A 14,871-nucleotide genomic window follows, 5' to 3' on the forward strand; every position below is an offset into this window, starting at 1 on the left:
CCTCACCCCGGCCCCTGGCGGGCTGCCTTCGGCCTGTTTGATCGGAACCTGAGGCCGCTTTCACCGTTACTTGATTTATAAGTCAAATAACGGACTGTTGCCGATGAGCTCCTGCCGGCCCGAAACTGCATGTGCCTGCGCAGCCTGCCGCGCGATCGACGCCGCCGCCGAGTGCGAGGCGTGGCTGCGCGAGGCGGGCATGCACCACGCCGCGACCTACGCCCACGACGCCACCGCGACGCTGCGGCTCGCAGGGAGGATACTGGCGGAGCGGCTCGAACGCGATGGGGCCGCGACCGGCCCCGATGGGCCGTGGGAGGCGCTCGTTACCGAGACGGGCCAGCGGACAGGCTTCGCGCTTAGGCCGGACGAGAACGGCGTCGCCTACCGCGGCAGGCTCTCGCCGGACGGCAGGTTCAGTCCGACGCCGGGCACAGGCATCCCGATACCGGCGATCGCGCACCGCGACCTCGGCTGGGAGCTCACGACGAGCGCGATGGCGCGGGAATTCGCAGCCGACGACCTGTCGGCCGCGCTGCTGCGGCGGGCCCTGGCCGGGACCGGATGGATCGCAACCCACGACCGGCAGCGCTGGTCGACCTCGTGGACCGGCGCATCGACGATCCTCCGGATGCTGCGCGGCGGCCGGCCTGCCCCCGCCCTGCGCGAAGGCCCGGACGATCTCATCGACGGAGCGGTCGCCCAGCTACTCGCTGGCCTAGGCTGGCTGCCGGAGCCTGTTCGCGCACCAACCTGCCAAGTCGAAGCCTAGGCACATTGCCGGCGCGGTGCCGGCAATCACCGTCAACCGAAGGATCATCCCCCGATGCGCACCGTCGTCATCCTGATTTCGTTCGCCATGTGCTCCTGCCATCCCGCCACGCCTGGCGGGCGCGACCAGCCTTTGCATCCGCGCCCGGTGGAGGGCTGACGCCGTCATCGCGGGCCACCAAGGCGTAGCCCGGCAGGGACAGGAACGCCCCGAGCTCCCCCACGCCGTCCTCGCTTCCGTCGGCCCGCTTCCAGAGACCGGCCTTGAAGTCGTCGAAGATGGCCTTGAGGCGCGCCTTTAGCCCGTCCCGCTCCGCCTCCGCCCGGACAGCCCGCACGCTAGCCGTGATCACCGCCGCGTCGGCGCGCTGGGCGATGTCCTGGAAATACTTGATGGAGGTCTCGCGACGCGCCGCCTTCTCGGCTTCCCGCTCCTCCTTGGTCTTCCTCGGCTTCTTCTTCGACGCCGACGCTCCACCCCGCAGGGCCTTGCGCCGACCGATCTCGTCCTGGATGGCCTTCCTGAGCAGCCTGTAGCCGACAGTGTCGCTCGAGAGCGACGTGCGCGATCGGCCGATCCGCAGGGCGACGATCTGCTGCGTCAGCTTGCTCGTCGGGTCGATCCGCAGGTCCTCGAACGACTCCCACAGGGCACGCTCGCAGGCGTTGGCCGGCGTATGACCGTCCGGCCATGCGGGGACACGGCGGGGCAGCACGACGACTGAGGGTCCGTCGTCGCGCTCGATGGCCACCGGCCCCTCGGCGTCGAACATCTCTTCATCCAGCATCACGCAACTCCTCCAACCCATCGACACCCGCGAGACCTTCGGCGAGCCCGCCGATCGGGAAACCGCACTCGTTCAATCGCCGCGCCGCGATCAGCGCCCGGTCCCGGGACGGCCGTCCGAGATCGGTCTGCCCGGCATCGAGATCGCTCAGCCACCGCCGCCGCTCGGCGACGAACGTGCGCATCACCGCCGGTCCGTCCCGGGGCGCCGCATCGGCGAACGGAGACGCGCCAGGCCCGTCATCGATCTCGGTGGCGAGGTTCGCCATGCCGGCGAGCGGGCGCAGCCGGTCCAGCGGGGGGCCGGCCTCGACGCGCGCCACGCGGGTGCGCCAGAGTTCGCTCTGGCTCGCGTCGGACATCACCGGGCCGATCATCGCGAGCACCTCGTCGATCGCGTCGGACATCGTGCCCTCCACGCCCAAGTCGCCATCGAACACCTCGCGCACCAGCAGGCCGGTGTGCGCCGATACCGCCCGGTCCAGTTCGCGCAGGTAGTCGGGATCATTCGTGACGTATGTCCGCTTCGTGTCCTCCGGCCGCTTGTGCTGCAGCTGCCGCGAGATCGCGGGCAGCAGCGCCGGCTCCAACTTGTAGTTCGCCTGCGCCCAGGTCTTACGGAACTGGTAGATCGCGATGAGCGAATACCCATCGGCCTTGTATCGCCGGTAGTCGAAGCCGGCGTCGCGGTTGGGCAGGCCCGAGAAGCCCGCGAACAGCGGTATGCTTCGCTGGAGCGAATGGGAGAACCGGGCCGAGCTGCAGTGGGACATGGTCAAGTACCCGGGGTCGCGGGCATCGACGAAGTCCACGATGAGCATGCCGCCCGAGCCGTCCACGGCGAACTCGCGCAGCGGTTCGTGCAGCGCCTCGATGACGCACAGCGCCTCGAGCGCCACGGGATCGGCGCCGCCATCCTGCCGCCCACCCATCAGCCAGCTCACCGGTCGCGGACGCCGCTCGCGCTTGAAGACGTGGCCGTTCAGCACCAGTAGCACCGTGTAGCCGCTCTTGCTGAGCATCTCGGTCACGGAGCGCGGGACCGACTGCCGGCGATCGCCGACAGCGTCGCCGCCATCCGTCCGCAGCAACCTGCGCGCCTTCGACCCGCCCATGAGCCCGAGGAACTCCTGCGGCCGCATGCCCACGGCCAGCAGGACGAGGACCGCCGCCGCGTCGCGGATCAGGTGGATCAGCCGCACGATCCGCTGGAACGGACTGTGGCGATCGTAGTCGTGGCTTGCGGTCCACCACGGCCCAGCCTCGCCAGCGATGGTCGAGAAGACGAAGCCATCGAGTGCAGCCGTAGCGGCGTCGTCGCGATCGGCGCATTCCCGGTAGCGATCGGCGAAATCGCGGACCAGGCGTGCGACATCCGTCGCGGGCGTCCCCATCAGGCGCCGGGCACCCGCCTCAAGGATCAGCTGCACCGCCGGCGGCAGCCTGCGCGTCGCCGCATCGCCCATCTCGCCCCAGCTCCTTGCGACCTTGTGGGCGGTCTCCTCGTGGAACGGCGCGCCGTGGACACCGGCATCGACGAGCCCGCGGATCTGCACACGCATGTCCCACAGGTGGATCGGGCCCTCGGCGCTCTCCTCCACAAGACTGGCACTAGGGCCCTTCCTGCCCCAGGATTGCGGCCTCTGCTCGAGCTGCTGGCGTGGATCCCAGTCGCCAGCGTCCGAGTCGAAGGTGCCCGACTGGATCAGGTCCACGAACTCGAACAGCGCCTGCATGAAGAGTTCGCCGAACCCCTCGCCCAGGTGCGAGATCGACCGCGCGCCGGCATGAGTCATCCATCCGCCCAGCATGACAAGGCTGCGACCGAGCGGCCCGGCCGACGACACCGACAGCCGCTTGGACGACGGGTGCGCCATCGCCACCAGCAGCGCGATCCTCAACTCGTTGGCGAGGTCGGGGTCGATGCCCTCGAACCCGACCCTCTGGAAGCGCCGGCCCGCGGGCGGCCTCACGTCCAGCCTCCAATCCGGATCGAGGAAGCGCGACTGCGACGACACCGGCGGATTCGAGGCCACCATCTCGCTGAGGTGACGCAGGAAGCCCGGCTGATCCACCAACCGCCAGGTCGCGTTGTCGGACGTGTCCGCCTGCAAACCGCCTCCGTGGCCGGCGAGGTGTCCGAGATCGGCGACGTCACGAGATCGCATCGGGCAGCTCCAGGCAGGGGTGGGATGGGTGGCGCCTGACGGCCACGACGACTTCGTCGGGGAAGAGCGGCAGCCAGACCTCCAGCAGCTCGCGGAGCACGGGCCGGTAGCGGCGCGTCCAGTCCGCCGATGCGCCGTCTGCAAGCCGCCGCGAGATGTAGATCGCCCGTGCGGCGAGGCGCGCGAACGCCCATACCGGCGACCGGACATCCAGCTCCGCGTGCGGACAGACCGCGCACATGCCGCGCGACCGGCAGAGCTCGCCGGGCTCCAGCGGATCGGGCGGATCGAGCGGGCTATCGCAGCGGAAGCCGTCCTCGACCGCGAACAGGTCGGCACCCCGCGGCCGCTCCTCGATCCGGATGCCGTGGATGGCCTGCCGCTCGAGCAGCTTCCCCGCCCAGTATAGCCGCTCCCAGTCGCGGCCCCGCGCCGGCCCCGCCCCATAGAGCGACGGCATGTCCGACCCGACCGCCCAGTTGCCCGAGGCGTGGACCAGCATCTGGTCGCCGTTCGTGCGGTCGTGGATGATGTCGATACCTATTGGACGCAGCGCACGCGGCGTGAACGGCGCCGTCCCCGCCCGTGCGCAGAGTTCGGCGAACTCGAAACGGAACCGCTGCTCGTTGGAATTGGCGAAGCTCAAGTTCGTCCGATCCCGCGAGGGGAAGGTGGTCACGAAGATGAACAGATTGGCACCCACCTTCTCGTCCGGATCGCGGATGTGGTCGGTCCACGTCTCGACGAACCGCATCAGCGGCACGGGATCCTCGGGCTCGTCGGTCACGGGAAAATCGACGGGCTGCAGGCGCTTCGCACGCGGCTTCCACGGCGCGGCACGGACACGCTCGGGCACACCCTCCCCCGCATCGTTGTCGAGCTCGGTCCAGTGCAGCTCGCGCGGCTTCAGCGCCTGGGTCCGCATCTTGGTCAGAAGCCCCGGATTCCACCGCGTGAGCATGCCCATGGTCGCCGCGGGCGCACACATGTCGCGCGCCGTCGGATAGGCCACCCTCAACGCTGCCAGCCAACCCTGCCGGGCGAACCCGACACGCTCCTTGAAGTAGCGACGACCGAAATCCTCGCGGCCGGCGCCACTCCCGAGATGCTCCCGCTGGACGGATATCAGCCGTGCCACCTGGGTGGGAAGTGCCCCCTCGGCGTCCGGACCATTGAGGCTGGCCGTCAGCTCGGCAATGTGGTCCCAGCCAATCCGGAACAGAAGATCGAAGCCGAGGCCCCCATTGCCGACAAGATCGAACCGGCTAGTCGGACGGGCGGGATCGGCATCCAGCATCATCTGGGCCGCTTTCAGCATATCGCTCGAACTGGGGCCCGCCGCGTCGCCGTCGCCGGCCAGGAACGCGACCAGTTGATTGCGCCGCGCGATGGTCTCCCTGATTTCGAGCGAACACCGTTTCGCCAGGCGCTCGATGTCCGCATCGGTGAAGGCGAGCTTGGCGTTCGGCTCAATCTCGCCGTCGACCATCCGCCACTGGGCCGCCACGTCGTGCGGGTTAGACTTGCGCTCCAGATCGATGTGACCGGTGCCTGGAACGATCCGCAGAAGCGTCCTGAAGCGGTTAAGGTCCTCCCTTCCGTTGAAGGTAAGTGGGCCGCCGGCGATCTTCTCGCGCGCCTGCTCGACATGGACCATCAGGTCCGCCGGCATGTCCTCCGGCGACAGTCCGGCATACGGTGTCGCCTTGAGCGCCGCGACGCAGTTCGTCAGCGACACCGCATACTTGAACCAGGTGACCGGGACGCGGTCCCGGCAGGCGGCGAGCAGCGCGGCCACGAGCGGTTCGCCGGCCGCCGGAACATCGATCACTTCGTTGACCGCGATGCGGGAGCGATCCCCGCGGACCCGCGGGTTCGCGATCTCGACAAACACCCTGCCCTCCCCGTCGCGGACCACCGTCGGCGGAGCGTCCGGCGCGAGGAGGTCCGGCGCGTCGATGATGAGCAGCGGCGGCGCAGGCGAAGGGGTGTCGACCGCATCGGTATCCGCAACGGTCCCAGGTTCGCCAACCGTCTCCGGCGCAGGCGGCGTCCATGGCTTCAGCGCGCCGCTCTCGCTCAGCCTGACCGCGTTCGCCGACCGGCTACGCATTGATCAGCGCCCGATTGCCGGCGACGGCATGGTCGCCCACGGTCGCGACCTTGCGCAGGTCCGGCCACAGGTAGATGCGCGCCGTGGTGCCGCGGTCCGCGTGGCCGAGCCGCAACTGGACGAAGGCGATCGGGTCGTCCGCGAAATGGTCGCTGCGCAGCTTCGCGACTCGATACATCCGATGCGCGTAGGTGTGCCTGAGGTCATGATAGCAGTGCCAGAGCAGCTCGACATTCCGAACTCCGCCCCGACCGTCCGGCACGGGGATGCGCTCGACCATGCCGAGGCGCTCCTGGACGACCCGAAAATCGCGCTGGATCGAACTGGGCTGGGTCGCGGAACCGACATGCTCGCCCGACGCCAAGCCGTTCACCAGCAGTTCGGGCGGCTCGTCCCAGTTGGAGCCGTGGATGTCGCGGGCCTCCTGCACACAGTCCTTGCGCTCATGAGCCGCGTAACGCTGCCACCGCAGGATGTCGCGCCCGAACACGAACGCGGTCCGATAGTCGGCGCCCTTGGTCCGGAGGATCGGGAACTGGAACAGTTCGTTGGGATCGGTGATGGTGTGATGCATCACCTCCTCGACCATGATCCCGAGGTTCTCGATAAGCCGGAGGCCGTTCCGGTAGCCGTTGCTGAAGCTAACGCCGGGCCGCGACGAAGGACCGTCGCGGCGCCAGCGACGCGGATCCATCAGCAGCAGCGCCTCGATCCTATTTACGGTATCCTTGTGCAACGGCCGGATCATGTGGGTTCGCAACAGCGAGGTGTCGATGCGCCCGCCGTCCGCGTCCAGCATCGAGGCCATGCCCCAGCCACGCGCCACGTGTGCATCGGTGTCGATGTCGATCGCCGTCATGCCGATGCTGTTCGTGTAGTCTGCGCATCGGGAAAGCGCCTGGACGTAGCACTCGATCGTGCCGCCGGTGATCGGCCTGCCCAGCCGCCCCATGCCCTGCGCAAGCGAGTTCACCACGGTCGTCACGACGTCGTCGTCGAGATACTCGTATGGCCTGCCCTCAAGGACCAGCGCCTCCAGCCCCGGCTTCATACCGTAGGCGTAGGCCCGGTTGGTCTGGGCGTTGTATTTCCCGCGATCGTGGAGCGACAAAAGGTAGCGTAGCGGTCCTTCGAAAGGCAGTCTCGTCTCGTGGTTCACCGGACACGCGAAGCCCGGTGCAACCGACCACGTCTCCGCGACATCGGCGGGCACCCCCGCGATCGGATAGACTCCGGCGCCGGGGTTGAAGCGGACGATGTCGACGAGCGGGCGGTCCCACATCGCAACGTCCTCGATGAGGCCGGTTTCCGGGTCGAACACCTTAAACTCCTTGCTATCAGGCTTGGCGCGGCAGTCCCGGCGCTTGCCAGGCCCAAGAATACGCAGTAATTATCGATAGGTTTCTGCGCTGGAAAACTGAACGTGGCTCAGATGCACTCAGACGTAGAAACTCGTAAAATCCGTATATCTATTTGAACATCTTCAGAATCTGCTAGTGTTAAACCGTCTTATACTAGAGAACCGTGTTCAAGATGTTCATTTTTAGGTTGTGGTTCTTATGGATATTTGCGGGCTTCACGGCCTGCGACAGGCTGATGCGCACTGTTACGAACATGCTGGTTGCGAAATTTGTGTTCATTTTCCGCCGCCACTGACATTCCCGGTCATGCGAGCGAGCAGTTCGGACTTGCGCCCGCAGATATGCTTGCCAACCTTGAACAGCGGCAAGGCGCCGCTCTTCGCGAAATCGTAGATTTCGCGCTCCCCGAACCCGGTGAATTCGGCGAGCCGCTTCGCTCCCTTGAGCAGGTCATCAGACAACGACATTCCATTCCTCCAATCAAACGATATTGATATTACGATGGCAATGTAGCGCGCCATTGCCGGTTGTTCAATACCAACGTAACTTCAATATGGTTTTTGCCGGCTGGTTCAGTCTGGCTCACGCTCCCGCACGTCTTCCGCGGGTGTCGAAACAGATGTCAGCGTCACTGGGGAAGCAGCGGCAGAGAGAAAATGGAGAGCGTTCACCTGCGTCGGGTCAATCCTCCGCGAGCTCGATCCACACCGGGGCATGGTCGCTGGCCTTCTCCCAACCCCTAACATCCCTGTCGACCTGCGCGTCCTTCAGGCGCCCGGCGAGCGGCGGGTTGAGGAGCAGGTGATCGATGCGAAACCCGGCGTCGCGACCGTAGGCATTCCGGAAATAGTCCCAGAACGTGTAAATCCTCTCGCCCGGATGGAGCGTGCGCAACGCGACGGTCCAGCCCCGATCGACCTACCGTGCGAATGCCGCACGCACCACCGGCGCGAACAGTGCGTCGTCCAGCCAGCGCTCCGGCTTGTAGACGTCGAGGTCGGTCGGCATCACGTTGAAGTCGCCCGCGAGCATCACCGGGAGGCCGCTAACGATCAGTGTGACGGCATGGCCGATCAGCCGCTCGAACCACCGCAGTTTGTAGTCAAACTTCGGGCCCGGCCTCGGATTTCCGTTCGGCAGGTATAGCGCGCCGACGATCACGCCGTTGACCGCCGCCTCGATGTAGCAGCTCTGCACGTCATCGGGCTCGCCGGGCAGCCCGCGCCGGGTCTCGTTGATCGAGCCCGCCCGGCTCAGGATGGCGACGCCGTTCCAGCTCTTCTGCCCGTGCCAGACCGCGTCGTATCCCGCATCGCGGATCGCCGCTTCCGGGAACCGCTCGTCCAGGCTCTTCAGCTCCTGCAGGCACACGACGTCCGGCCGGGATTTCGCGAGCCAGCGCAGCAGGACCGGAAGCCGGCCGTTGACGCCGCTGACGTTGTAGGTGGCGATCTTCATCCGCTTTCAACGCGATGCGACGTCATCGGTCCCCGGAGTCCCCATCCTTCCTCTCGCGCGCCCACTCGGCGTCGCTGTTCGCCTCAGTCTCGGCCGAGAACATGCGCCAGCTGCCCCGCTGCTTCGCAATGTGCCGCTGGATGATCATGTGCTGCACCTCCTCCCCGTCCACCAGTTCCGCGTGACGACCATGCTGGGCGGCCTGATGGAGACGCCTGGACTGGGCGACAATCCGTGCTTCGTCCTCGGGCGACATCGTTTTCCCGATTGGCTTGCGGTCGCGCCAACCGGGCATACGTCCATCCCAGAGCCCAGCCACCAGACCCTGATGATCGACTGGTGGCCGGTCGGCCAGCGTGAACAAACCCTTCGACTTCAACACCTCCGGCAGGTTAGCGAAATGGGCGTTGAGGACCGCGAGGTCCGCTTTCAGATCCGGCCCCCAGACGAACCGCTGGCGATCGTTCAGAAAGAGCGGTGCCGCGGCGCGATGCAGCTTGTCGCCGGAGACGAAGATGTCCGCGAAGGGGAGATAGTGGAGGTAGCTGATGTCCACCCGGTTGCTCGGCCGCTGGTCGGAGATCAGGCCGTTTGACAGGCAGAGCTCGAAAAACAGGTCCACTTCCAGGCAGTGCGCCGCGTAGGGGGCATATTCGCGCAGGGACGGAGCGCCGGCGATGCGCCATCGCCGGATGATCTCGGCCAGCGCGTCGGACGGCATGTCCAGAAGGTCGTGCGCGAGCAGGACGGACCGATAGTTCTGCCCGCCGGCATCAACCATTCGCCGGGCCAGATCCCGGGCCGCGCGATGGGACTTGGGCCGATCCTCCCGGCGCATCAGGGCCTTATACGCCTTGGCGATCGCCGGAAGGTCGATCGCCGCCAGGCTCGCTCGCCAGTGCTGCGCGAACCGCCTTTCGACGTCGAGGAACCGACCGTCCTGCCACCGATCGAAGGCTTCGCGTTCCGGGGACTTGCGATAAACCACCCCGGCCTTCCCCTCCACCCGGACCGGTATGCCTCCAGCAACGGCTGGCCGGTGATCGAACTCATCGCGGCGATGACCTAGCAGGTCGTCCAGCACCACCTGCTGATGGTATGTGTTGACATAGCTGTGGGCGACCGGAGTTCGTTCGGCCAAGCCACCCACGACCTGCTCCGCGGTGCGGCCCCTCTCGGTCGCCTTCGTCAGGTCCGCCATCGTCTCCACGAAGAACAGCGGCGTCACGACGCAGCTGAACATCTGATCGAGGATTACGGCCTCATCCACCGACAGGCTCTGAAGGAACGACTTGTCGAAGATGAGCATCGGACCCATCGGATCAGATGGCCCCGAGCAACGACGACCGCGTGCGTGATCGCCTCGGACCTGTCGCCCCTCTTCTCTTCAGATCCTCATGAACGCGCGTGATGGTCATGACGATCAGATCGTCACCCGAAGCGCCGATATCAACGGCCCAGCGGTCGCTGATCCGCCCGGATTGGCGTCGGGCCGGGTGGCGCGAATGTTTGGCAAGTCCTAGATCGGTCGCTCACCCAAGGCGGAATTCAAATGGCCCGTTGCGTATATTGCCTCCATACACTGGTCCCGAAGGACGAGCGCGAGAGCCCGCTGAATCCATCCCTGGAGCACTTCATCCCCTGGTCGCTCGGCGGCAGCAACGGCTTCGCGACTATGGACGCGTGCACCGAGTGCAACAGCACGCTCGGCGACACGGTCGACGCGGCGACGATCAACCAGCCGCTGCTTGCCATGATCCGGCAGCAGTTCGGCATCACCGGCTACAGTGGCAACGTCCCGGACGTCGTGATGCCGATGCGCTCGATGGACACGAACGAGCCCGGTCGGATGACCATCCCACCGGTCGGCGAGGTCGAATACCATCACAAGCCAGTGGTCGTCCGTCAGCCACATGCGCTCGGCGAGGAACTGTTGGTCGTGGGCAGCGAGGACGACGTCCGCAAGATCGTGCAAGGCATCGCCGACAAGGAGGCGAAGCGCGGACGACGCCTGGTCGACCCTTCCTCCGGTCAAACGATCGACCTGGATGACTCCATCGCCAGCGCGGAGCGGGAAATCACTGATCTCTACCGGGCGCGAACGGTGATATCGCTGCCGCCGATCTACCGGACGATGGCCAAGGCCGCCTACGGTCTGGCGCATCACATGTTCGGCTGGCGCTGGACCGGCTCGTACGACGCCGCCAGTCTTCGCGACGCCGCCCGGGGATTGACCAGCGACGACGACGTCGTCGCGATGATGCAGGGCATCAGGACAGAGTTCCGTGACAAGCTGCCGCTACCCGCCGGCCAGCAGGACCACCACGTCGTCGCTTTCGTACCGGGCGCCTCGCCGTCGATCTTCGTCTCGCTGTTCGGCGAGGCGCTCTTCACGGCCCTCATTCCGGTAACCGTCAGCGACGAGGCGACGGAGCTTGGCATCTGCGAGAACAACCGAGCGATGGTCGCGATCGATCCGCGGTCCCGAGCCGCAACCTGGACCGACTTCCTGACCTACGTGCAGCATCTGCAGCAGTGATTCCGCCGTGCCGAATGGCAATAATTCGAACCCGATTGGCCGGACGGCCGATCAGACCCGGAAGAAGACGGCAGCCAACGGTCGCCAGCCTCAGCGCGCCGACATCTCCATTTTTGATGATGGATCCCGAATTTCTTCCAGGTGTCGGCGCAATGCACGGAGCGCCGGCGCGCCGGATGACAGCGCTTCGAGTGGCGTGACGTTCTCGTCCTCGTAGCCGACGCCTGTCGAGCGCAGCCAATCCGCGACCTCGGCGTCGGGGACGAGCCGCCAAAGCAGCGCGTCGACGTCGCAGGCGAGGCGCATCCGCGCCTCGGCATCCGGACCGACGCCGCCGACCACCTCCACCAGCGACCGGCCCGACCAGTCGCCCGGTAGCCCCAGCAGTCCGGCAGCCGCCCGCGCGTCCAGCGCCCAGCGCGCCGCCACGCAGGCGAAACGCGCCCGCGCGCCACCGAGATCGTCCATCGCACAACCGTCCATTAGGAGGACTCCATGAGTATTTCTTTTACTTATAAGTCAACTCTCCAACGGCAGAGCGGGTTCCGCTTCTCCCCCCGATACGGGTCATTGGCGTCGTGGCTCGGGCCGTCCTATAACCCGCCCATGACCACCGCCTCGAACGAGAACCATCAGCACGTTCCGATGCTCCTCGCGATCGGCAGGAGAGTGCAGCGGCTGCGCGAGCAGGCCGACATCAAGCCTGCCGACTTCGCGCGGTCTGCCGGATTCAGCCAGCAATACCTATGGCGGCTCGAGAACGGGCAGCAGAACGTCAACGTGAAGACGTTGGCACGGCTGGCGCTGGCGCTGGACATGCCGATGGCGGCGATCCTGCAGGGGATCGAGCCAGACCCCGTGGCGCTGGAGAAGCGGCCCTACGTGAAGAAGACCGACGGCTAGGTCAGATGCCGGCCAGCCAGGCGGCCGGGATCGGCTCGGCGGGCGCGTCCGCCGTGATAATCGACCAGTCGACGACGTTGGGGATCACGCTGCGGATCGGGTATTCTCGGCGCTCGAACAGGTCGTGGTGGACGACTGTCGCCAGCGGCCGCCCGACCGCCCCGACGGCCAGCGTATCGGGAATAGACCCGCGGACCCACAGCTCGATGACGCCGTGCGCGCCATAGCAGGCGGCGTCGCCGAGATGGAACTCGGGCTGAAGGGAGTCGCGCTCCATCGTGATGCCGAGCCGGAGGTCCGGATCGTCCAGGCTCGAGGACGGCACGCGACCCCACAACCCCTTGACTGCGTCCGTCGACGGACGCCTGGCCTTCGCGCCGACGCCGGGGCGACTGGTCCGCATCCGCCACTTGTCGCTCCATCCGCCCGCGGGCCTCATCCGGCGCATCCGATCCTGCATGTCGATGCCCCGCAACTCCGCGAAGTCGATCAGGATGGGCGAAACGCGCCGCAGGATCAGCCCGGCGTAGGTGCGGAAGAGCCGCAGGCGCTCCTCGTTGAACCGGCGTTCCGCCTTGACGCGGGCGCGGTTCTGATCGGGCGTGAGCACCGGCGGCCAGGGCACATCCTTCGGGATCGGTTCGTCGATCATGCGGCGGCCGGCTCCGCCACCGGCCACGGTGCCTCGGACAGAACCGGCAGTTCGATCAGCGCCTCCAGCAGCACGGCCGTCGCGCGGCAGTCGTCGTGGTTGTATTCCTCGATCCGGCGACGGACGGCCGCCGATCCGGCCTCCAGCCACTCGTGGAACCAGGCGATGCTGGCAGCGCCGGACGCGTCGCGGTCGCGCCAGTTGAAACCGAGCCACTTCGCGAGCGGCTTGATGCCCACGCCGTTGGTCGGCCACTCGGTCAGCGGCTGCACCGCGTCGACCAGCAGGTCGGTCGAGCGCGCCCGCGAGAACAGCGCCTCGACCTCCTCGGCGGTGCACACCTCCGGGTAGCGCCGCGCGAGCACGCGGTAGCTGGTGCGCTCGAAGCGGCTGTAGTGGAAGACGTGGCCGCCTGCGGGCGAGTTGAGGAACGCCCAGGCCTCGGCGAACGCCCTTCCCTCGTCCTCGGGACGCTCCGCGAAGAAGGCGTGATACTCCTCGCGCCCGTCCTCGATCACGACGACGCCGTGAAGATATACCAGGCCATCGCTCATCGGATCGCTCTCGAGGTCGAGGTGCAGTTCGCGGTCGTAACGCCGCAGGCCGAGCGGCGCACGCGCGAACGGCTTCGCGCCCGAGGTCGACAGAAGGCGCGCGCGGTCGCGGAAGCGGAGCAGACGGCTGCGGCCGAGGCCGGGTACCGAGGCGCCGCGGACCTGCGCGTCGGACAGCGCGGCGAGCATCGGTACCGTAGGCGCGAGCGGCTCGACCACGTCGCGGAGCGCGCGGCCGAGCCCGGCGACCAGCGTGACGTCGGACGCCGCGTCGAGTTCGGCCCGGCAGACGCCGCGCCAGTGGCACATGCCGCACGCGGCAGACAGCGCCGGCCTGGTGACCGCCGTCCCCTCGACGATCGACCTTGCCCAGTCGACGAGGCCGTCTACCTCGTCCGCGATGCTCGGACGGTCGCCACGCGGGGCGGTCAGGTCATACCAGACGGGACGCCCGTCGCGGCCGACGACGAAGGCGCGGTCGGGATCGCCGAGACCGAGCTCGCCCAACAGCGCGCCGTAGTGCCCGACCTGCACCGCGTATTCGCGGTTGGGCCGACCAGCGGGATCGAATGCCTGACCACTCTTCACGTCGCCAACGCTCCAGCCGGCCTCGTCCAGACGCAGCAGGTCGGGCACGCCGACGCGATCGCCGGCCTCCAACCTGCCGCCGACGATCCAGTCGGGGCGGTCGTCCATCGCGGCGAGCGTGGCGCCGAAGCGGACGCCGGCGGGCAGGTCGCGCAGATCGACGACCGTGCCGGGCAGCGCCTCGACGATCGCATCCTCGTGCACGCAGCCCTGGTCCCACAGCATCCGGACGAAGTCGGACACCTCGTCGCGGCGCGACGCGTCGCCGTTGACGTCGAGGTCGGCGCGGCGCTCGCACAGCAGCAGGTCGCGCACCAACGTGCCGGTGATCGCGGCGGTCATCAGAAGAGCCCCGCGCCGTCGGTCACACCGAGCGGCATCGCGACGCGCACCTTGGTGCCCTTCGGCCCGGTCTCGATAGTGATCTCCCCGCCGCCGCGCCGGACCAGCTCGGCCACGATGTGGCGACCCATGCCGGTCCCAGCGGTCGGGGCGTCCGGCCGCATGCCGGGCCCGTCGTCCAGGACCGCGAGCCTGACCTCTTGCGCGTCGCCGCGGAGGACGACGGCGAGCAATCCGGAACGGTGCTCGAGCGCGTGCCGGATGCCGTTGTGGATCAACTCGCTGGCGACCATCATCATTCGGCGACCCGTCTCTCCGTCCACCACCATCTCGACGAGGTCGAGGCTGAGCGTGCTCCAGCCCGCACTCTCCCGTGACGCGCGCAGGCCGTCGCACAGCTCTTCGATGCCGCGCCGCAGGTCGAACGGCGCGGTCGGCACGATAGCGAGCGCGCGGACGACCCCGGCGAAGCCCTCGAGCCGCTCGATCGCCCGATCGACCATCTCCGGGCGGCGGACGCCTCCGCGCCCGGACTTAACGAGCCGCATCGCGGCGATCGCCGCCGACACCTCGTTGGCGACCCGGTGCGAGGATTCGACGAGCAGGAGCCCCTCGTCCGAGAGCGCCGGGACCAC

Annotated in this window: 13 protein-coding genes and 1 pseudogene; 3 read left to right on the top strand and 11 right to left on the bottom strand. The window is 67.4% G+C overall.

The features are described from left to right. Nucleotides 1–103: 103 nt before the first annotated feature. The gene (locus tag EJC47_RS11015) at nt 104–772 is read left to right on the top strand and encodes a hypothetical protein (protein ID WP_126847604.1); all 669 of its coding nucleotides are present in this window, start codon (nt 104–106) and stop codon (nt 770–772) included. Nucleotides 773–839: 67 nt separating this feature from the next. Here EJC47_RS11015 and EJC47_RS11020 read toward each other — a convergent pair whose 3' ends face one another. The 7 genes and pseudogenes from EJC47_RS11020 to EJC47_RS11050 form a co-directional block, all read right to left on the bottom strand. Beyond that, nucleotides 840–1,559 (bottom strand): hypothetical protein, encoded by a 720-nt coding sequence (locus tag EJC47_RS11020; RefSeq protein WP_126847606.1) that lies wholly within the window; start codon nt 1,557–1,559, stop codon nt 840–842. Further along, nucleotides 1,549–3,726, bottom strand: a complete 2,178-nt coding sequence (locus EJC47_RS11025; RefSeq protein ID WP_126847608.1) for a hypothetical protein — start codon at nt 3,724–3,726, stop codon at nt 1,549–1,551. The genes EJC47_RS11020 and EJC47_RS11025 overlap by 11 nt, the downstream gene beginning before the upstream one ends. Continuing rightward, on the bottom strand, nt 3,713–5,839 hold the full coding sequence (locus EJC47_RS11030) for a hypothetical protein (RefSeq protein ID WP_126847610.1): 2,127 nt from the start codon (nt 5,837–5,839) through the stop codon (nt 3,713–3,715). Before EJC47_RS11030 ends, EJC47_RS11025 begins: the two co-directional genes overlap by 14 nt. Then, nucleotides 5,832–7,160, bottom strand: coding sequence for a hypothetical protein (locus EJC47_RS11035; protein ID WP_126847612.1), 1,329 nt, complete (start codon nt 7,158–7,160; stop codon nt 5,832–5,834). Before EJC47_RS11035 ends, EJC47_RS11030 begins: the two co-directional genes overlap by 8 nt. Before the next feature lie 315 nt (nt 7,161–7,475). Further along, the gene (locus EJC47_RS11040; protein ID WP_126847614.1) at nt 7,476–7,667 is read right to left on the bottom strand and encodes a DNA-binding protein; all 192 of its coding nucleotides are present in this window, start codon (nt 7,665–7,667) and stop codon (nt 7,476–7,478) included. Between the two features lie 214 nt (nt 7,668–7,881). Continuing rightward, nucleotides 7,882–8,658: pseudogene (gene xth / locus EJC47_RS11045) on the bottom strand (exodeoxyribonuclease III). A gap of 22 nt (nt 8,659–8,680) precedes the next feature. Further along, on the bottom strand, nt 8,681–9,967 hold the full coding sequence (locus EJC47_RS11050) for a hypothetical protein (protein WP_126847616.1): 1,287 nt from the start codon (nt 9,965–9,967) through the stop codon (nt 8,681–8,683). A 243-nt stretch (nt 9,968–10,210) separates the two neighbouring features. Between EJC47_RS11050 and EJC47_RS11055 the strand changes: the two genes are divergently transcribed. Then, entirely contained in the window at nt 10,211–11,197 is a 987-nt protein-coding gene (locus tag EJC47_RS11055; protein WP_126847618.1) for an HNH endonuclease, read from the top strand. A 90-nt stretch (nt 11,198–11,287) separates the two neighbouring features. On the opposite strand, the gene EJC47_RS11060 is transcribed toward EJC47_RS11055, so the two are convergent. After that, entirely contained in the window at nt 11,288–11,665 is a 378-nt protein-coding gene (locus EJC47_RS11060; RefSeq protein ID WP_126847620.1) for a hypothetical protein, read from the bottom strand. A gap of 138 nt (nt 11,666–11,803) precedes the next feature. Between EJC47_RS11060 and EJC47_RS11065 the strand changes: the two genes are divergently transcribed. After that, entirely contained in the window at nt 11,804–12,100 is a 297-nt protein-coding gene (locus tag EJC47_RS11065) for a helix-turn-helix domain-containing protein (protein ID WP_185867643.1), read from the top strand. Nucleotide 12,101: 1 nt separating this feature from the next. On the opposite strand, the gene EJC47_RS11070 is transcribed toward EJC47_RS11065, so the two are convergent. The 3 genes from EJC47_RS11070 to EJC47_RS11080 are packed head-to-tail and all read right to left on the bottom strand — an operon-like array spanning nt 12,102 to nt 14,871. Then, a complete protein-coding gene (locus EJC47_RS11070) occupies nt 12,102–12,752 on the bottom strand; it encodes a hypothetical protein (protein ID WP_126847624.1) in 651 nt (216 codons plus the stop codon). Continuing rightward, nucleotides 12,749–14,236, bottom strand: coding sequence for a TM0106 family RecB-like putative nuclease (locus EJC47_RS11075; protein WP_126847626.1), 1,488 nt, complete (start codon nt 14,234–14,236; stop codon nt 12,749–12,751). The genes EJC47_RS11070 and EJC47_RS11075 overlap by 4 nt, the downstream gene beginning before the upstream one ends. After that, nucleotides 14,236–14,871, bottom strand: coding sequence for an ATP-binding protein (locus EJC47_RS11080; RefSeq protein WP_185867644.1), 636 nt, complete (start codon nt 14,869–14,871; stop codon nt 14,236–14,238). Before EJC47_RS11080 ends, EJC47_RS11075 begins: the two co-directional genes overlap by 1 nt.

It is taken from the genome of Sphingomonas sp. TF3, assembly GCF_003985085.1.
Taxonomy (GTDB): domain Bacteria; phylum Pseudomonadota; class Alphaproteobacteria; order Sphingomonadales; family Sphingomonadaceae; genus Sphingomonas.